This window comes from Nostoc sp. GT001, assembly GCF_030382115.1.
Classification (GTDB): Bacteria; Cyanobacteriota; Cyanobacteriia; order Cyanobacteriales; family Nostocaceae; genus Nostoc.
The window spans coordinates 1,823,003-1,842,940 of record NZ_JAUDRJ010000003.1 but is presented as its reverse complement, the minus strand read 5'-3'; the positions used below and the strand labels follow the sequence as shown (position 1 = coordinate 1,842,940).

Annotated in this window: 10 protein-coding genes; 7 read left to right on the top strand and 3 right to left on the bottom strand. The window is 42.6% G+C overall.

Going from position 1 to position 19,938, the window contains the following annotated elements; genetic code table 11:
- Window positions 1-67: 67 nt before the first annotated feature.
- The 6 genes from QUD05_RS10715 (at window position 68) to QUD05_RS33985 (ending at window position 9,848) form a co-directional block, all read left to right on the top strand.
- The gene (locus QUD05_RS10715) at window positions 68-2,992 is read left to right on the top strand and encodes an AMP-binding protein (protein WP_289796017.1); all 2,925 of its coding nucleotides are present in this window, start codon (window positions 68-70) and stop codon (window positions 2,990-2,992) included.
- A gap of 302 nt (window positions 2,993-3,294) precedes the next feature.
- Window positions 3,295-4,713, top strand: coding sequence for a lipase family protein (locus tag QUD05_RS10710; RefSeq protein ID WP_289796016.1), 1,419 nt, complete (start codon window positions 3,295-3,297; stop codon window positions 4,711-4,713).
- 22 nt (window positions 4,714-4,735) lie between these two features.
- Complete coding sequence (locus QUD05_RS10705) at window positions 4,736-5,890, top strand: efflux RND transporter periplasmic adaptor subunit (RefSeq protein ID WP_289796015.1); 1,155 nt, start codon at window positions 4,736-4,738, stop codon at window positions 5,888-5,890.
- Window positions 5,891-6,152: 262 nt separating this feature from the next.
- On the top strand, window positions 6,153-7,313 hold the full coding sequence (gene devC / locus QUD05_RS10700) for an ABC transporter permease DevC (protein WP_289796014.1): 1,161 nt from the start codon (window positions 6,153-6,155) through the stop codon (window positions 7,311-7,313).
- Window positions 7,303-8,496, top strand: a complete 1,194-nt coding sequence (devC, locus tag QUD05_RS10695) for an ABC transporter permease DevC (protein ID WP_289796013.1) — start codon at window positions 7,303-7,305, stop codon at window positions 8,494-8,496. The genes devC (QUD05_RS10700) and devC (QUD05_RS10695) overlap by 11 nt, the downstream gene beginning before the upstream one ends.
- Window positions 8,497-8,528: 32 nt before the next feature.
- The gene (locus QUD05_RS33985; RefSeq protein ID WP_354666121.1) at window positions 8,529-9,848 is read left to right on the top strand and encodes an ATP-binding cassette domain-containing protein; all 1,320 of its coding nucleotides are present in this window, start codon (window positions 8,529-8,531) and stop codon (window positions 9,846-9,848) included.
- A 437-nt stretch (window positions 9,849-10,285) separates the two neighbouring features.
- On the opposite strand, the gene QUD05_RS10680 is transcribed toward QUD05_RS33985, so the two are convergent.
- Window positions 10,286-11,716, bottom strand: a complete 1,431-nt coding sequence (locus tag QUD05_RS10680; protein WP_289794880.1) for an IS110 family RNA-guided transposase — start codon at window positions 11,714-11,716, stop codon at window positions 10,286-10,288.
- An 818-nt stretch (window positions 11,717-12,534) separates the two neighbouring features.
- Here QUD05_RS10680 and QUD05_RS10675 point away from each other — a divergent pair.
- Window positions 12,535-18,003, top strand: a complete 5,469-nt coding sequence (locus QUD05_RS10675) for a trifunctional serine/threonine-protein kinase/ATP-binding protein/sensor histidine kinase (protein ID WP_289796012.1) — start codon at window positions 12,535-12,537, stop codon at window positions 18,001-18,003.
- A gap of 325 nt (window positions 18,004-18,328) precedes the next feature.
- On the opposite strand, the gene QUD05_RS10670 is transcribed toward QUD05_RS10675, so the two are convergent.
- Complete coding sequence (locus QUD05_RS10670) at window positions 18,329-18,850, bottom strand: type IV pilin-like G/H family protein (protein WP_289796011.1); 522 nt, start codon at window positions 18,848-18,850, stop codon at window positions 18,329-18,331.
- A gap of 203 nt (window positions 18,851-19,053) precedes the next feature.
- A complete protein-coding gene (locus QUD05_RS10665) occupies window positions 19,054-19,854 on the bottom strand; it encodes an RMD1 family protein (RefSeq protein WP_289796010.1) in 801 nt (266 codons plus the stop codon).
- Between the last annotated feature and the right edge of the window lie 84 nt (window positions 19,855-19,938).

Here is a 19,938-nt window from a genome sequence, read left to right as displayed (position 1 = left end):
GGCTTTTCGGCCCATCCCACAAAACTAGCAAAATCATCAGCAGATCGGGTTTTGGAGAGGGCTAAATATGGTATTCAATGAATTGTTAACATCCAGTTTGTCAGTCAAAAATTTAGTAGAGTTGACGCGTTATCGCGCCGAACAACAACCCGATCGCCTCGCCTATAGTTTTTTGCTGGATGGAGAAAAGGAAGTAATTAGTCTCACCTATGGAGAACTAGATTTATCGGCACGAGCGATCGCGGTGCAACTGCAAACTGTCAGTGCCAAGCATGAGCGTGTCCTGCTTCTCTACCCACCTGGTCTTGATTTCATTACTGCCTTCTTTGGCTGCTTATATGCTGGTGCGATCGCCGTTCCTGCTTATCCACCTCGACAAAATCAGTCCATCTCCAGGCTGATGGCAATTATGGCAGATGCCCAGGCTAGTGTTGCCCTGACTACAACCTCTCTGCTCACTACCATCGCTACTCAGTTTACGCATCATCCAGAACTGGCTACAAAACAGATTTTAACTACAGACACCATCGCGAATCAGCAAGCAGAGTTATGGCACGAACCCGTTATCGATCCAAACGCGATCGCATTTCTGCAATACACCTCTGGCTCAACCGGGACACCCAAGGGGGTTATGGTCAGTCATGGCAACTTACTACACAATTTAGAACTGATTCATCAGTTTTTCCAAACCACTCCCAACCAATTAGACGTATCCTGGCTGCCCCCTTATCATGATATGGGCTTAATCGGCGGCATCCTCCAACCCCTCTACGTCGGTTCCTCAATAATTTTGATGTCGCCCGTTGCCTTTTTGCAGAAGCCATACCGTTGGTTAGAAGCAATTTCCCGCTATCAAGCGACAATTAGCGGCGGGCCGAATTTTGCTTATGATTTGTGTGTACAGAAGATTCAGCCAGAACAATTAGTGGGTCTCGATCTGAGCAGTTGGAAAGTTGCTTTCAATGGTGCCGAACCAGTTCGTGCCCAGACCCTAGAGCGATTTGTTAACAAGTTTGAGCCTTACGGCTTTCGCCCGGAAGCTTTTTATCCTTGCTATGGGATGGCTGAAGGCACATTGTTGATTTCCGGGGGGGTAAAAGAGTGCTACCCAACGGTGTGTAATCTAGAAAGTGCTGCTCTCGAACAAAACCAAGTTGTGCTGTGTGCAGAGCAACAGCAGCATAGTATAAAGATTGTTGGGCAAGGTAAAACGGGGTTAGGTCAAACAATTGCGATCGCCAATCCGCAATCTTTCCAGAGATGTCCAGATGGTACAGTTGGAGAAATTTGGGTTACAGGAGCGAGTATTGCTCAAGGATACTGGCAGAAACCCCAAGAGACGCAAGAAACATTCTATGCCTGTTTAGACGATACAGGCGGGGGTTCGTTTCTGCGAACGGGCGACCTGGGATTTCTGCATAATGGTGAATTATTTGTTACCGGGCGACTCAAGGATTTAATTGTGATTCGAGGTCGCAATTACTATCCTCAAGACATTGAACTGACGGTGCAGGAAAGCCATTCGGCTCTCAGACAAGGCTGTGGAGCAGTGTTTGCCATTGAGGTAGAAGGAGAAGAAAGAATCGTCGTGGCTCAAGAAATCGAGCGAACTTACTTAAGAAAGCTCAATGCAGATGAAGCGATCGCGGCAATTCGGCAAGCGGTGTCACAGGTTCATGAGTTATCAGTTTATGCAGTGTTGCTGCTCAAGACTGCCAGCATTCCCAAAACTTCAAGTGGTAAGATTTCCCGTACTGCTTGCCGCAATGGATTTCAAACAGGTAGTTTAGACATGATTGCTGCTGACATCTTGCCCCAATGGGATGGCACAGATAGCGAATATAAACTCACAGCAGCAGAACTGTTAGCGATCGCTCCTACACAAAGACAGCAGCACTTGGAGTCTTACATTCAAGCAAAACTAGCCAGGGGATTGAAAGTTGACTTGGCAAAACTCCATCCCCAACAACCCTTGCATCAGCTAGGCCTCGATTCCTTGACTGCGATCGAGATTAAACATCAAATCGAAGTCGATCTAGGAGTCAATGTTCCTGTAGTCAAGTTTCTCGAAGGTGTAACGATCGCAAATCTCGCTGCTCAAATTCTCAGACAATTGACTGGAGTCAATTCTCAGCAGCAAGGCGAAAAGCTACCCTTTTTCTGCATTCATCCGGTGATGGGTGTTGCTTCCGTTTACTCCGACTTGGCAGAGTTATTGGGTCAAGAACAACCTTTCTACGGGCTACAATCTGCGGGGATTACTGGCGAAGGCAAATCAAAAGATTGTATAGAAGACATTGCTGCTGAGTATATCCACGGTATCCAACAGGTGCAGCCAGAAGGCCCCTATTGTCTAGGAGGTTGGTCTTTTGGGGCGCTGGTGGCATTTGAAATGGCCCAACAGCTACAGCAAGCAGGACAGACCATTGTCTTACTGGCACTGATTGATACTCCTGCCTTTTGCGACAATCGCACTCAGAATTTCTTCCAAATGGCTAAATTTCTGGTGAATTCCGTGCTTCGCAATCTTGGCCCTTATCTGGATGAGACAGTAGACCATTTTCTGACTGCTGTCGAAGAACGACAACTTACCCAACAGATTGGAACTAAGACCTCGAAGCCATTGCATTTTTTGGTTGAGCCAGGGAGTATAGCTAAGGTTGTCGCCCACCAGTCCAAGCTGAGTAAGCTTTTCCAACCAGCTGCGCGACGGCTATTTCAAGTCATACAAGCTAACAACTCAGCCCTCCTCAAATACAAGCCACAGCCTTATCCAGGTAAAGTTACCCTCTTTCGGACGAGCAAACAAACTGGAAAAAATCCCCAAGATGCAACCCTTGGCTGGGGCGATCTAGCGATCGGCGGAGTTGAGATTCATCAAATTCCGGGAAACCATCTGAATTTAGTCCTCCCGCCCCATGTAGAGGTACTTGCCGAAAAGCTAAAAGCTTGTCTCGATCGCGTGCAGGTTCAAAAGATGGAGGTGTTGTAGATTTTGCCTTTCCTAGCAGTCTTCTATTAGCTTGATAATACTATCAGGAGATTTATAAAAATAAATAATAACCAAAGTTTCCAATTTGATTACTGATAGTTATAAAACAGCACTAACTGATATTATCCTATCAAGTCACCATCTATATTCAGAGGATAAAAGTCAAACATCAGTAGAACGACTTCAAAAAACCAAACTATGTAAAGAAAAATGAAATAGCTTAAATCCTTTTTCCTTCTGCCTCCAGCGTAGCTGGCTGCTGCTTGATTCCAATAATAAATATTCACACCGACCTACTTCTTATGAGTATACCTTTAAAGCTTCGCAGTGGTTTTAGCTTTGATGAAGCGATTTTAATGGCTAAGTTCTCCAAACGAAGTTATGAAATATTTCAAGTCGGAGGAGGCTCTGTTGAGGATGCCGAAGTCCAAGATATCTATAACTCTCTGTATAAGAATGAGGGCTGGAAATTAGTTCATAGCTTGCAGAATAATGAAAATAATATCCGAGGTTTCATTTTTAAACGGGAAGGAAGTAATCAATTGGCGGTGATTTTTCGAGGCACTATTGTTACCGATCGCGGTCAAATTGAATTAACGGATATTTTGACCGATCTCAATTGGTCATTAATTAACTATGGTTCTCTACCAGATACGCGAGTCAAAGTCGCACGGGGATTTTTTGAAGGATTTGAAGCCGTCAAAGATGAACTAGCTGCCTTTTTTCAGGTTCTCTTAGGTCAAATTAATGCTCAAGATTTTGAGATATTTCAAACCTTAAATCCTGCCAAACAAATTGCTATTGCCCATGCCATTGCGGCAGCTGGAGGAATCCGATTCGGATTAGCCTTTGAGCGCCGATTAAAAAAACTAATTTCGGAAGTCTTCTCTTATGATGCGATCGGCAACCTGAATCGAGCCTGGAGTTTTGCCCGCGATGAACTCTTGAACTTTGAAGACATCTCTAGAGAAATGAGTGAGTTATCGAATAGTCGCAGGGTTGGTACTAGCTTGAGTTCTAGACCTAAGATACCTAAAAACGCCAGTCGGATTGAAGTTTTTGTAGGGGGACATAGTTTGGGTGGTGGTTTAGCTCAACTCGGCGCTCTGTTCTTAAAACGCCGTTTTAGTTCTTTAGGAGAGTCAGCTTTACGAGTCAAAGTATACACCTTTGGATCTGTGAAGGTTGGCAATCACCATTTTGCCAATTACTACAACGAACAGTTAGGAGAAGGATTTAGTTACCGCATCGAAAATCAACTGGATCTGTTTACCCTAGTACCCTTTAGCCTTCCTTTCCCTTTAAGTATGGTTGCTGGCAATGGCTTGAGATTGGGCGAACTTTACTTAGGCAATTACGAACATGTGGGAGAAGTTCATCACGTAATTGGACTGGGAAATCACGGTGTCTCTCTGAATTTTGGGGGAGCGGCAGAATTTATGGGAGGTATTCCTTTCCCTCACAGCTTCGATACCTACATTCAACTGCTGCAAGAAGACAAAAAACGGTGGCATCAGTTGTGGCAACCCATTAGAGGAATTCTCAGCATCTTTTTACAAGAAATGCTCCAGGAACAGGAAGCTGAGATTGTGATGACTACCGAAGAACAAATGCGGGGGGTTCAAGAACAGACATCTGAAGAAATTCGTAGTCTCAAACAATCTCTAGACGAACTTAAAAGCGAAATTCAGCGATCGGGGCTGAACTTGAAGAACGAATAAGAACTAGTAACTTTTGCTACTTATGATGACCCATACTGTTACTGCTCGCAATCTTAGTATCTTTGCTGGTCTACTGGCATTAAGTATCGGGGCTGGATACGTTTTCCTGTTTAAAGTATCTAGCCCGTCACCCGCCAACAACGCCTCATCATCTTCGTTATCGTTGCCCCCTGAAAAAACAAAAGTCCTAGCATTGGGGCGGTTGGAACCAGAGGGGGAGATTACCAAGGTTGCAGTTCCAGTGGGGGCGCAGATTGATAAATTAAAAGTTTCTGAGGGTGATTGGGTTAAAGCCGGACAAGTCTTGGCTTATCTCAAAAGCCATCAAGAAGTTCTGGCTAAACGAAATTTGGTTGCTAGCCAGGTAGAAGAGGTGCAAAAACAGATACAAACAGATAGCTCCGTCAATAAGATTGAGATTAGTCAGGCACAAGCACAGATTAGTCAGATTTCTACTCCTCGTTTGCAAGAAATTAGCTCTCAAGAGGCTGCTGTTCGCCGATCGCAAGCAGAATTACAACAGGCAATTATCATACGCGATCGCTATGCAAAACTTTATGCTGAAGGTGCAGTTCCTAAAGAAGATTATGAGATTAGGAAGTTACTGGTTGTACAAACCCAGGAGAATTTAAGTCAAGTCAGAGCCAAGTTACAGCAATTAACCAACACCCGTCAAGCAGATATCAAAGTAGCTCAAGAGAACCTCAAACGCTCAGAGATGAATTTAAAGCGAGTCGCTAGCCATAGTGGGTTGATTTCAGCCATCCAAAATTTAAAACTGGCTCAGGCACAGTTAGAGCAAACTATGATCCGTGCGCCCAAAAACGGCCAAGTCCTGAAGATTTATACCCAGGCTGGGGAAGTGATTTCCGATCGCGGACTTCTGGCTCTGGGCAACACACGTAATATGTATGTAGTAACAGAGGTGTTTGAAACAGACGTTAAGTCGATTAAAGTCGGACAGCGAGCAACAATTACCAGTCCGGTTTTTGAAGAAAAAATGACTGGCACTGTCACAAAAATTGGTCAATTGGTGTTTAAAAACGACATCATTGGGGACGATCCGACAGCAAAATCAGATGTCCGAGTGGTAGAAGTTAAAATCCGCCTAGATCGAAGCGAACTTGTCTCCGATCTAAGTAATCTGCAAGTAGATGCCGAGATTGATTTAAATTAATTCGCTAAAGGTTTTTCAAAGGGGAATAGGGAACTTGGGCGAATGGCACTAAGAAAAGCCCAAAGACTTATTGTATCCTCATCCTCGTTCCCAGCCTGGAGGCTGGGAACGAGGAANNNGAGGCTCTGCCTCTTGTTAAGTTATGGAGGCGGAGCCTCCANGGCTGGAAGTTAGGGCAAGGGCTGTATCTTAACTTAGTGGCATTCGGAACTTGGACTTTCACAATTTTTAAAGGTCTCTAAATTATCAGGAGTCAGGGAATGTGACTAACCGTCAGCACCGCAAACACTGGAAAGGACCCCCATTGGCATGGCAAAACTTAATTCAGAGTAAAGCTCGCTTAGGCGCGGGAGTATCAGCCATCAGCTTTGCGGTTTCCTTAGTATTTATGCAACTTGGACTCTTTAGCGGAGTGATGAAGGGAGCGACGCTCCTCTATGACAGCCTCAATTTTGACATTGTATTGATTTCATCCAAGTCGCCGGAGTCCACCTATGTTCCACCCTTTTCCCGACGTTATTTATATCAGGCAGGAGGGACGAATGGCGTTGCTGCTGCCAGACCACTTTACCTCGCGTTTCGCTCGTGGCGTAATGTAGAAACAAAGCGAATACGAGCGCTTTTGCTTTTGGGGTTTAATTACCGAGATCCTGTGTTGCGCGTGCCAGAAGTTTATCAGTCTTTACCAGCCCTACAACGTCAAGATACCTTGTTAATGAATAGCCTCTCACGCTCTGAATTTGGCCCGAGAGAAGTGGGTCTGAAAACTGAACTGAACAGGCAAGAAGTTGAGATTGTAGGGCTGTTTAGCTTAAATAATACTATCCGTGCTGATGGCACTGCAATTGTTAGCGATCAAAATTTTATTCGTTTGAATCCGGGGCGATCGCTAGATGATGTAAGTCTGGGGTTGATTACAGTTGAGCCTGGTGTAAAGGTTGATGAAGTGGTGCAAAACTTACGCCAAATCATGCCAGCAACGATTAAAGTATTCAGTCGTCAAGAAGCGATGTCTAGAGATCGGGAATATTGGGTTAAGTCTACTTCGCTCGGTTATATCATTGGTGTTGCTGTGATCATGGCTTTTCTAGTTGCGACTGTGATTGTGTATCAAGTCCTGAGTTCTGATGTCAATGAACGCTTGCATGAGTATGCAACCTTAAAAGCCATTGGATATACTAATTTGCGTTTGTTGTCGGTCGTTATCCAGGAAGCGCTTGTGCTGGCGACGCTGGGGTTTATTCCTGGTTGCCTTCTGGCTTTGGGGATGTACCATGCCATTTTTATTGCCACAAGACTACCAGTCGCCATGACTGTTAGTCGGATGTTATTCGTGTTTGTTCTGACGATTGTGACATGTAGTGCGTCTGGATTTGTTGTTGCTCGCAAAGTTTTAGTTGCAGATCCCGCCGATGTTTTCTAGCAAAAAGGTTCGAGTTGCCCTCTTTAAGTTTTCCCTGGCCTGGCGCAATCTGCTCCAGCAACGATCGCAGTTTTTCACAGCATTAGCTGCGATCGCATTTGCGGTTTTTCTCATGTTTTCCCAACTTGGATTTCAGAATGCAATGTTGAATAGTAACGTTGCGTTTATTCAGGCATTCAATGCTGATTTAATCATGCTCAGTCAGCGGCGCTATGTTACCGTTATTGACGAAACTTTTAATCGAAGTCGATTATATCAAGTTAGACAATTTGAAGGCGTTGCAGCAGCTTATCCACTTTATATCACTCTCGGTAGCTGGAGACGTTATGGAACTGCTGAGGAAAGGTCTATCCGAGTGTTTGGATTTAATCTAGACGATCCTGTTTTTCTCTTACCTGAGATTCAAGCGGCTGAATTTGCCCTCCAAATGCCCAACACTCTATTGGCCGATAGCAGGTCTCGCAAAGATTATGGTTCTATGCAACCGGGTGTGACAACTGAGCTTTCTGGTGTCCAAGTCAAAGTAATTGGAACCTTTGAACTGGGTGCTGACTTTGTAACTGATGGTAATTTAATTGTTAGCGATCTTAATTTTCTGAGAATCTTTGCAACTAGACCTTCTGGAATTGATTCCAAGTTTCGTTCATCGCTCAACGACGTTGATATTGGTCTAATCAAAGTGACTCCAGGAACGAATAGCGATCGCCTAGAAAAGTTTTTAAATCAATCTTTACCATCTGATATAGTTGTTTACACGAAACAACATTTTATTGCCAAAGAACTAGATTATTGGACGCAATCATCTGGAATTGGGGCTATTTTTGGACTAGGAACAATCATCGGTTTTGTGGTTGGTATTGTCGTAGTTTACAACATTATCTATAGTAATGTTGCAGATAATCTACCTCAATATGGCACTTTGAAAGCCATTGGCCATTCTAATTTTTATCTTGTCGGTATTGTTTTTCTCCAATCTATCATTCTTTCATTTTTTGGTTTTTTTCCGGGTTTTTGCTTAAGCTTTGTTTTTTATCAGTTAATTTCTACGGCTACAGGGCTGCAATTAGAGATGAATTTTCACGTTATCAGCTTTGTGCTATGTTTAACGGTTTTAATGTGTGTTGTTTCTGGACTGATAGCAACCAGAAAGCTGCAAAAGATAGATCCGGCTGATATTTATTAATAAAAATTTTGAATAGATGTTGATTTAAACTAATGTCTACCCAACCAGTTATTCAAATCAAAAACATCAATCATTACTATGGAAAGGGTCAATTACGCAAACAAATATTATTTGATATTTCTTTGAAGATTTATCCTGGAGAAATTGTGATTATGTCCGGCCCCTCCGGGTCTGGGAAGACAACACTGCTGACTTTAATTGGGGGATTGCGTTCTGTTCAGGAAGGTAGCCTTCAAGTATTAGGACACGAGTTAAGCGGGGTGAATAATCGGTTATTGGAAAATGTCCGCAAGCAGATCGGGTTCATTTTTCAAGCTCATAATTTGTTAGGTTCCCTAACCGCAAACCAAAATGTCCAAATGTCTTTGGTGTTGAATGATGCGATCGCAATGGAAGAAGCGCAAGAGCGATCGCAAGCAATATTAGAGCAAGTGGGGCTTCAAAAGCGGATTCATTCTTATCCACACCAGTTATCAGGCGGACAAAAACAACGAGTAGCGATCGCGCGGGCTTTGGTAAACCGACCCCAACTGATTTTGGCAGATGAACCAACAGCAGCGCTAGACAAAGCCAGCGGTCGAGATGTGGTGGAACTAATGCAAAAACTGGCAAAGCAGCAAAATTGTACGATTTTGCTCGTAACCCATGACAACCGGATTTTAGATATTGCCGATCGCATCGTTCATTTAGAAGATGGTCGTTTAGCCTCACCTACAGAACAAGCAATTCTAGACATTGAGAGTACAACGACCTCATTAGTTAAAGCGAAGAAAGAGGAATTGAGCCGCACGCTCGAAGAATTAACAATCCCTCAGTTTTTGAGTTTGCTTCAGAAGCTCAAAGAAGAATTTGAACAAGTTTTGCAAGCAATGAATATTCTCAGCGAGCAAATGCTAAAAGCAAATATTGAGGAAGTGATTAGGGCTTTAGCCTGGAAAATTGCCCAAATTATGGGTGCGGATCGAGCAACTATCTTTGTGGTCGATCGGGAAAAAAACCAGCTTTGGTCTAAGGTTTCCCGGAGTGAAAATGAAGAAGCGGTAGAAATTTTCCTGCCGATGAATGCTAGTATTAGTGGTTATGTTGCCACCACTGGTGAGAGTGTAAATATAACTGATGTTCAGCAAAATCCTCAGTTCTATAGAGAAATTGATCGAGCAACTGGATATCATACTTGTAATATCCTTTGCTTACCTATGTTTAATAGCAAAAACCAAGTGTTTGCAGTGGTTGTGTTGACTAATAAACTAGGAGATAGCCCCTTTGATGCCAATGATGAACGTCTACTTCGCGAACTAACTGCACCGCTCAGTGTGATTCTAGAAGGTACTCTCTCGGTGTTACAACAATAGATTTGTCGCCAAATAAGAGGGATTTTACATCACTAGTGGTCTGTCTCATTAATTTTGTGGGGCGGCTAGATCCCCGACTTCTTCAAGAAGTCGGAGATCTGAACACCACTAATATCATGTCCGCATAATTAGTTATGATTCCCAGAGTCATTGCACCCCACCCCCAGCCCCCTTTCTGGGGCAGGTTTTTTTGATTAGACAAATTTTTGGGATTTTAAAACCAAAACCATTGTCTGAGAACTTAAAACTACGTTCAATAATTGAGAACATTCTCAACTATTTATCGAAAGCCTAAAAGCCTGCCCTTGAAAGCCCCCCTCCCCGCTCTTCGGGAGGGGAGACAAAGCGCAGCTTTGGCGGGGTGGGGTTCTTGGGGTTTAGTAAGTAATCAAGCGGACATGATATAACCCTCTCTGAAGAAACACTTTGCGTAAAGCTTATGTAGCAAGGGTAGGAGAGGATAGAGTATTTTGCTGCTCTGGAGAAATTGGGACAATTTCAAGACCAAGAGCATGAGCTTTGTTCCTGAGATTTTTGAGAATCAGTTCCTGATATTTTTGCTCATAGTAGTCCATACCAGGGTCGGTATATTGCCCAGCAGTCGCCCACATTTGGTAAAACAAGCGTGCCAATTTATGGGCAGTAGCGGTGATGGCTTTTGGAGCACCCAAGCGCGATCGTAAACGCCTGTAAAAAGCACCCAAAGCAGAACGGCTTTGAGTTAGAGAAAAAGCAGCCATCCGAAAAGCCGAAGCTGCACGATTAACAACTCGACGAGTCTGAGAACTTTTGACTTTACCACCAGTAATTTTTTGACCAGGGCATAAACCCAACCATGAGGTAAAGTGCTTAACAGTGGGAAATCGTTTGGGGTCTAATCCAACTTCTGAGAAAATGGTTTGCACAGTCAAAACATCAAGGCCATCAATCAGGGTAAAATCTACGCCAGAAATGTGATAAAGATATTTACGTAAATCAAAATTGGGATTATTGCCTACGGGCTTTTTTCTGCGTTTTCGCTTGCTGGGAGGTGGTTCATCCTGTACTTTAATTTCAAACGTATTTAAACATTTTTCAATTTCTTTATCTATGGCAGCTATCTGTTGTTGATAAACCTCATAAAGGGTTAACTCTTGATTGAGGACAAACAAATGTTCTGGACGATAGTCTCCAGTTAGGGCTTTAGCAATGTCTGTTTTACTACTTTTAATTCTAGGGTCTTTGAGGGCAGCTAACTTTTGTGGGTCTCGTTCACTAGCGACAATTGCCTTAATAATTGTCATTCCAGTTAAACCACTAATATCGCTAATCACTTGATGTAAATGTAGATTCATTTGAATCAGTGCTTTTTGCATTCTTTGCAAATGAGTTCCAGCACTTTTAATCAAGCATTCTCTTTGGCGAATATAACTACGTAAGATACAAACTTGATCTTCTGGGCGGAAAGAGCCAGACAATAGCCCATAGGTGTGTAACTGTTGTAACCATTGACAGTCTTTGACATCTGTTTTACGTCCTGGCACTGTTTTCAAATGGTGAGCATTTACCAGTTTGACCTCAAACCCTCTGGTTTCCAAAATTTGGAACACCGGAATCCAATATACTCCTGTTGCCTCCATTGCTACAGATGTTACGCCACATTGACTCAACCAATCAGCCATTGCCATCAAATCTGGGGTAAAACATCCAAATCGCCGCACATTTTTCTCGTCTCTCAGAGGCGGAACACACACCCAATGTTCTGCACTACCCAAGTCAATTCCTGCCGCATTCTCATTTATTTGCGCTAAATGTGAAGCATTAGATGACTCTAGCCTTTGTTCTTGACCACTAAATGGATTTTGATCTTGGTTTATTGGCAATTTCATCTTGGCACCCCAGTTTGATCATTCCAATATGTCCTGACCTGGGTTGGTTATATGTAGATAATCTCTGAAACGGGATAGGAAAATTTTCCTTCACCAATGCCATAACCATTCAACCCAGAACCATGCTTTCAATCAGGCTTTTTTTAATACACTATTGTGGGTACGGTTTTAACTGTCAGGATACTTATAAATGTATCTGGTATTTCGCCCATGCGCCCATGCTTATTGTTTCTTTCATCCATAACGGGCGGAAAACGCCGCCAGTGCGGTGCTTTCAAGAAACAGAAATGTTTCTTTACATCCATTGGGAATGTGATCGCTTTCCTTGGGCGCTTCTGTCACTCTCCGAAAACATTTACCTTTTCTATAATCTAGAGCTTTTGTATAGCGAGCGATTGCGCGATTATTTTCTAATAACAAATACAAGTCCTATTTTTTTCTAATAGTATAGCTTGTATTGATTGCCTCATGAGGCTTCTAGCGATCGCCCTCCCGGAGAGTGACAGAAGAGGGTTAGAAGAGATAGGCAAAAAATTGCAAAAAATGGCAGCCATGCTAAATTATCCAATTTGAAGAGAAAATAGGCGTTGGCTTTGATTTGTGGTGTCATGTCTTTACTTGCGGCTGCAATAAGATAAGCGTTACTTCATCACAGGTAATAAACATGCAAAAAACCGTGAAAATAAAGTAACAATAGACACTTTTATTCCAATTTATTTATGTAACATCTCGTAAATATATGCTTATTTTCGTCTCAGATGTTACAAAGCTAAATTTGCATGGGCATATTAAGAATGCTTATATTGCAAGAAAAAACAATGACAGCTACTTTATCTGGTTATCAACTCCTCGAAACCCTTCACTCCGGTAGTAAAACCGTCATTTATCGTGGACGGCGAGAAACCGATAATGTCTCTGTGGCGATCAAAACTCTTCAGTGCGAACATCCACCTCTGGAAGATATTGCTCGACTGCGCCATGAATATCAAATCATTGAGTCCCTGCGAATTCCTGGCATTGTTAAAGCCTACGAGTTAAAGAATTATCAGCATGGTTTGGCTTTGGTATTAGAAGATATTCCAGGTTGCTTGCTCAAAGAAATGATTACAACTCAAAAAACTACCTTGATTACTTTTCTCAAGGTGGCAATTAATTTGGCACAGACTTTAGGAGAACTACACGCCCAAAAAATTATACATAAAGATATTAAGCCGCACAATATTTTAATTAATCCCGAATCAGGGGAAATCAAACTGATTGACTTCAGTATTTCCTCCCGCCTCGATCGAGAAAATCACACCTTGAGCAATCCTAATTTGCTTGAAGGTACACTTGCCTATATGTCGCCTGAGCAAACAGGCAGAATGAACCGGGTGTGCGACTATCGCACCGACTTTTATTCGTTGGGTGTCACCTTGTATGAAATGCTAACTGGTACGCTGCCGTTTTATGCTAGCGATCCGATGGAGTTGATCCACTGTCACATCGCCAAAATGCCAGTCGCACCCTGTAGCAAAACCGTGTGTCGTGTTCTGGAAGATGTGCCAGAGGGGATTAGTGCAATTATTTTGAAACTGTTAGCGAAAACAGCAGAGGATCGGTATCAAAGCGCTTGGGGACTGAAAGCGGATTTAGAGGAATGCTTGTTTCAACTTCAAGTAATTGGCAAGATTGAAAACTTCGTACCAGGGAGACAAGACAAATCTGGGCATTTTTTGATTGGACAACAACTCTACGGACGTGAAGCAGAAGTAGCAACATTAATGACTGGATTTGAGTGTGTGGCAGGTGGTAGCAGCGAACTCATGCTCGTCTCTGGTTATTCGGGCATTGGCAAGACGAGTGTCGTCAATGAAGTTCATAAACCGATTGTCGGGGCCAGAGGTTATTTCATTGCAGGTAAGTTCGATCAGTTCAAACGCAATATTCCATACACGTCGTTGATTCAGGCGTTCCAATCTTTGATTGGGCAATTACTCACCGAAAGCGTTGCCCAAATCCAAGAGTGGAAAGAGAAATTGTTAACCGCGTTGGGAGAAAACGGGCAAGTCATTATTGATGTGATTCCCGAAGTCGAACTCATTATTGGAACTGTGCCACCTGTAACACAATTGGGAGCGACAGAATCTCAAAACCGTTTCAATCGCGTTTTTGGGCAATTCATTGGGGTATTTACGAACCAAGACCATCCCTTAGTTGTCTTTCTGGATGACTTGCAGTGGGCAGATTCGGCATCACTGAACTTAATTGAGCTATTGATGACGGATACTGATCGCAAATATTTATTGCTAATCGGGGCATACCGTGATAATGAAGTGTCGCCCACCCATCCATTGATGATGAGTTTGTCCAAAATTCAATCCTCTGGTGCGGTGGTGAATAACATCGTTTTGTCACCATTGCAGTTAAGGGATGTGGAAGCGTTAATTAGTGATACATTGAATCACATAGAACACAGTCAGCCACTAGCAGAATTACTATTCCATAAAACCGGAGGAAACCCCTTCTTCTTAACGCAACTGCTGAAAACCCTACACCAAGAAGACTTACTAACATACAACTTCCAGTCTGGGGTGTGGCAGTGGGATATTCAACATATTCAAGGGATTGGTATTACTGACCTGAATGTTGTTGAACTGACAGCGAGAAATATTCGCAAACTGTCATTAGAAACGCAACAAGTTCTGAAACTGGCTGCTTGTATTGGTAATACTTTTAACTTAGATGTATTAGCGATCGTCAACGAAGCATCTTCTCTTACAACTGCGGCGCAATTGTGGTCAGCCCTGCAAGCTGGGTTAATTCTACCGTTAAGTCAGGACTACAAAATTCCCTTAGCGTTTAATCAGGAAGAATCTGACGGAATTACTTTAACTGATGTCAAGGTTGATTACAAGTTTTTACATGACAGAGTACAGCAAGCGGCGTACTCTCTAATTCCCGACGATCGCAAGCAAGCAACGCATCTGAAAATTGGTCAATTACTGCTACAAAATACAACACCAGAAGAACGCAAAGAAAATATATTTGCTTTAGTTAATCAACTCAATTACGGTACTGATTTACTGATATCTGAAACAGAAAAATATCAACTTGCAGAACTAAATCTCATCGCTGGTCAAAGAGCAAAAGCAGCCACAGCCCATGATTCCGCCATCAAATATTTGCAAGTTGGTTTGGGACTGTTAGCAGAAGAAAGCTGGAAGTGTGAATATGAACTGACATTAACACTACACTCAGAAGCGGCAGAGGCAGCTTTTTTGAGCGGTGATTTTGAAGAAATGCAGAGATTGTTTGAGATCGTCCAAAACTGTGCTGTGACGCTACTGGACAAAATTAAAGTGTATGAAGTCCAGATGCAAGCTTATATGGGGCAGAACAGGCTGCTAGAAGCGGTTAACACAGCGCTACAAGTTTTAAAGCTGTTAGGGGTGGAGTTTCCTCAAGAACCGAACGCGTCAGACATTGGGCAAGGATTGGCGGACACTGCGGCAATTTTGAGTGGAACGCGAATTGAAGATTTAATTGAGCTACCTCAAATGAGCGATCGCTATAAATTAGCAGCCATTAGACTTTTGTCAAGTATCTTTGCTCCCGCATATATTGTTGCTCCTGCACTGTTGCCCTTGACGGTGTGCAAACAAGTACAATTATCCGTCGAATATGGTAATGCTACCGTTTCTCCCTTTGCTTATGCCAATTATGGTTTTCTTCTTTGTGCCATTGTGGGAGATATTGATTCAGGTTATAAATTTGGTCAGTTGGCTTTAAATCTAGTGTCAAAGTTAAATGCTCAAGAAATCAAAGCCAAGACAGTTTTCATCGTAAATCTATTTATCCGACATTGGAAAGAGCATCTGAAAGAAAGCTTAGAGCCTTTGCTGTCAGGTCACTCTAGCGGAATGGAGACAGGAGATTTAGAATATGCAGGCTATAGTCTACTCCAGTACTCCTGTTTAGCTTACTTTAGCGGTAAAGAACTGACTGTCCTTGAAAGAGAGATAGCAAGAAGCAGAGATGCTATCCATAAAACCAAGCAAGAAACAGCGCTTTATTATATAGAAATCTATTGGCAGGCTACCTTAAATCTACTGGGAAAAAATGAAAATCCCTGCCTGCTCAAGGGTGAAGCCTGCGATGAACAGATAAGGTTGCCACTGCACCAGCAAGCAAACGACAATGGGGGAGTTGGCTACATATATTTGAACAAATTTTTGCTTTGTTATTGGTTTGAAAATTACTCGGAAGCGATTGAGAATCTCACTATAGCAGAGAAGTATTTAGATGCAGTAGTAGGAATGCCCCTTGTCCCTATATTCAATTTTTACGATTCTTTAGTACGGCTAGCAGTCTATCCCAATACCCAAGAATCAGAGCAAAAGGCCATCCTCGATCGCGTCCAAGCTAATCAAGAAAAAAGCCAAAAATGGGCGGATTATGCCCCAATGAATCATTTACACAAATTCTATTTGGTGGAGGCAGAACGGCATCGGGTTTTAGGCGAGAAAATCGAAGCGATCGAGATGTATGAAAAAGCGATCGCACTTGCTAAAGAAAACGAGTATATCAACGAAGAAGCGATCGCCCACGAACTCGCAGCCAAATTTTATTTGTCATGGGGTAAAGAAACGATTGCTCAAGCCTACATGACCAATGCCTACTACGCTTATAGTCATTGGGGTGCTGTTGCTAAAGTCAAAGATTTAGAAGCACGCTATCCGCAATTAATTTTGCGGTCAAATACAGAAAAAATAGAAACGAATTACCTGCACACTCTTCAAACAAGCTCTACGACTACAGGAGGCGCTCAGATTCTCGACTTTATGACAGTGATGAAAGCTGCACAAGTGCTGTCAGAAGAAATGGTGCTAACTCAGCTGCTCGAAAAATTGATGAAGATTGTGGTCGAAAATGCTGGCGCTCAACAAGGTTACTTTATTGCCAAGCACGAGAATCAATGGATGTTAGAAGCGACGGGAATAGTTATAGGTAAGGAGGTTAGCGTTGTTGTTAACACAGAGGAGAAAAGCAATTCCCCTTTACTCCCGGTTGCTTTATTAAATTATGTCGAAAGAACTAGAAACAATCTGGTTTTAGACAATGCTGTTAAAGACTCACGTTTTGTGGCTGATGCTTATATCACCACTTACCAATCCAAGTCAATTTTGTGTTTGCCGTTGATTCATTCTGGCAAGTTTACTGGTATTATTTACCTGGAAAATAATCTCATTTCTGGTGCATTTACCTCAGAACAGGTAAATGTGCTGAGTTTATTGATAGCACAAATTTCGATTGCGATCGACAACGCCCGTCTTTACAGCAACCTGCAAGCTTACTCAGAACAACTGGAAGCTAAATCACAAGAACTCGAAACTAAAAATGCAGCTTTGCAAGCATCCGAAACGCGAGAGCGAGAAAAAGCCGAACAAATCGAAAAATCTCTGTATAAACTACAACAAACCCAGGCTCAACTTGTGCAGACCGAGAAAATGTCGAGCTTGGGGCAACTGGTAGCTGGGGTTGCTCACGAAATCAACAATCCAGTCAATTTTATCTTTGGCAATCTGACCCATGCCAACAGTTACACCCAAGATGTACTAAGACTGCTGGAACTTTACCAGAAACATTACCCATCTCCCCATTCAGAGATTCAGTCAGAAGCAGAGGCGATCGATCTAGAATTCGTGCTAGAAGACCTGCCGAAGCTACTGTCTTCTATGTGGGTTGGGGCAGACCGAATTCGGCAAATTGTCGCTTCTCTGCGAACTTTCTCACGTATGGACGAAGCCGAAATTAAAGCTGTTAATATTCATGAGGGCATTGACAGTACCATAATGATTCTGCAACATCGCTTCAAAGCCAAGTCAGATCGTCCCGGTATTGAGCTTGTTAAACATTACGGTAATTTGCCCCAAGTGCAATGCTATGCAGGGCAGCTAAATCAAGTATTTATGAATGTGTTGAGTAATGCGATCGATGCTTTGGAAGAGTCATTAACGGACAATCAAGGACAAATAAAAATTCCAACTATTACTATTTACACTGCACAAATTGATGCTCATCAAGTCGAAATTCGGATTGCAGACAATGGGATGAGTATACCAGAGCCTGTTCGCCGTCGCCTGTTCGATCCTTTCTTTACCACAAAACCTGTGGGTAAAGGAACAGGTATGGGCTTGTCGATTAGCTACCAAATTGTTACCGAAAAACATGGTGGTTCACTCTCTTGCACTTCAGATCCCGGCGAGGGAGCGGAGTTTCAAATCCGTATTCCAGTTTGCCAGTAAGTTCGCAAGAACATTGCTGGGTAAGCTAATCATATCATGTCCGCCAAATTACCCATAATAAAATAACCCCACCCCCAACCCCCTCTCCGCCTGCGGGGAGAGGGGAGACAAAGCACAGCTTTGGCGGGGTGGGGTTCTTCGGGTTTAATAAGCAATCAAGCGGACATGATATCAGCATTCAAGTTGCATAATCAGGGCGGGCAAGATGCCCACCCCACAAGATATTGAGAAAATTTTCATCTGCAAATAGATGTGTTTTAGCTTAGTGGTAAATATCAGTTTTCACTACATATTTACCACTACCCTCTTCTTCCATCAACGCATCTTAGTTGATAGTTTTAAAACCGATAGGGCAGCTAAACTTATCTTGCTTGAAAACAGGTTTGGGAGGTTCATCTAAAGTCTGTTTCTCAGAACGGCACATTATTGAAACATTAGTTTTGTTTTTTGTATCGTAAGCAACTGCACCTACAAGGCTGTTAAAACCCTTTTTTGCCAGACCTAATTTCAATAAATCAGTTGGTAGCTCTTTTTTAGGCGTTGCATATATAAATGACTTATTCTTACCCATTTCTACAGAATATCGATAGTAGGTTGTAGCTGCTGGTACATCTCCATCTCCAAGCTCTAACAAGCTATACGATTGAGCGAAAACTGATTTTTCGGAAAAATATGCTTGTTGTGCCCTAATAAAACTTCCAATTGTATTTTTACTGCTATTACTACAGCCACAGCTTGGTGTAACTTGAATAAAAATAGTTAAAATCCCAAGCGGTAATCCTCCAAGTCCAACAAGTAACAAGATGCTTTTAAAGTTAATTTTGGTACGGTCATTTTGTTTAGTCATATCTCACATATACGACCTGAGAAGGAGTTGATACTTCAAGTTAGCATTATCAAGCAAGGCGATCGCTGCTTTTTTCTACCTAGTTTCAGTTCGTAGCCGAGCTTGCAACTTATTAATAGTGTGGCTCTGAGGAGCGATTTCTCGCACTGAATTTTGAGTAGTTGCGATCGCTCCCTTGCTATCTCACAACCCCAAATTTAGCATTAGCCTTTGAAAAGGATATCGTACAGTGACAGTAAAACCTCTACCACAATCAGAATCACCACATACCACTCTACTCGCTGACTACTGCTATGCTGCATAAACTCCAGCACCGTTTGAGCGGTTTGGGCAATTAGCTCTAGTTTACGTTCCAGGGCATGATGACGCTCACGGATTTCGTATTCATCTTCCAAGCGCAGATATAAGTTTTCTAGCTGTGGAGATTCCCAGAGTAACTCTGGCTTATCGATAATTTCTACTTGACCCACAATCTTATGTTGAACTAATAGGGTAGTCCCAAGTTGACGTAGTAATTCCCGGCTTTGTTGTCTACTCCTGTTTTCACGCTGGAGACTAGCTGCAAATGGTTCAATTTGATCGAATACAGTCGCTAGGCTGGTTTCATAGTGAGACAGTACAACACTCTTAGCGAGGATATCAGCCACTATTTGCAAGCGTTCTATACTCAATTCATGCAGTAAAATTTTTCCTTCTTTAGCTCGTTCACTCTCACTAATACTGAGATGAACTTCCACCTCTTCTGTTTCCGGCTCGGCAAAAGGGCCGCTAATTTGAGAGGATAGTTTAGTTAAAAAGGCTACCTTTTCTACAGGCTCAAGGTTAAACAGCACAACCGCACCATAGCCCAGGAGTACTGCGTAGCCTTCCTCACCGACTCTAACCAGTATTGGCATACTCGCCAAGCAAACGTAATTATCTAGCGTCTGTAAGTTAATACTTTTACCAAGGAATAGGGCCTGGGCTTTAAATTTATCTTTGTCATTAAAAAGGAGTTTTTGCATTGTTGCCCGGAAGCTATATTCTGCCTGCTTTACTGCTCTGGTAGCGATAGTAATTTATGCCTGTTGTCAGAAATAACTACAATC

Excerpts from the sequence above, each read along its gene's own strand:
- QUD05_RS10715 (WP_289796017.1), top strand. The coding sequence starts at position 68 with ATGGTATTCAATGAATTGTTAACATCCAGTTTGTCAGTCAAAAATTTA.
- QUD05_RS10710 (WP_289796016.1), top strand. The coding sequence starts at position 3,295 with ATGAGTATACCTTTAAAGCTTCGCAGTGGTTTTAGCTTTGATGAAGCG.
- QUD05_RS10705 (WP_289796015.1), top strand. The coding sequence starts at position 4,736 with ATGATGACCCATACTGTTACTGCTCGCAATCTTAGTATCTTTGCTGGT.
- devC (WP_289796013.1), top strand. The coding sequence starts at position 7,303 with ATGTTTTCTAGCAAAAAGGTTCGAGTTGCCCTCTTTAAGTTTTCCCTG.
- QUD05_RS33985 (WP_354666121.1), top strand. The coding sequence starts at position 8,529 with ATGTCTACCCAACCAGTTATTCAAATCAAAAACATCAATCATTACTAT.
- QUD05_RS10680 (WP_289794880.1), bottom strand. The coding sequence starts at position 11,716 with ATGAAATTGCCAATAAACCAAGATCAAAATCCATTTAGTGGTCAAGAA.
- QUD05_RS10675 (WP_289796012.1), top strand. The coding sequence starts at position 12,535 with ATGACAGCTACTTTATCTGGTTATCAACTCCTCGAAACCCTTCACTCC.
- QUD05_RS10670 (WP_289796011.1), bottom strand. The coding sequence starts at position 18,850 with ATGACTAAACAAAATGACCGTACCAAAATTAACTTTAAAAGCATCTTG.
- QUD05_RS10665 (WP_289796010.1), bottom strand. The coding sequence starts at position 19,854 with ATGCAAAAACTCCTTTTTAATGACAAAGATAAATTTAAAGCCCAGGCC.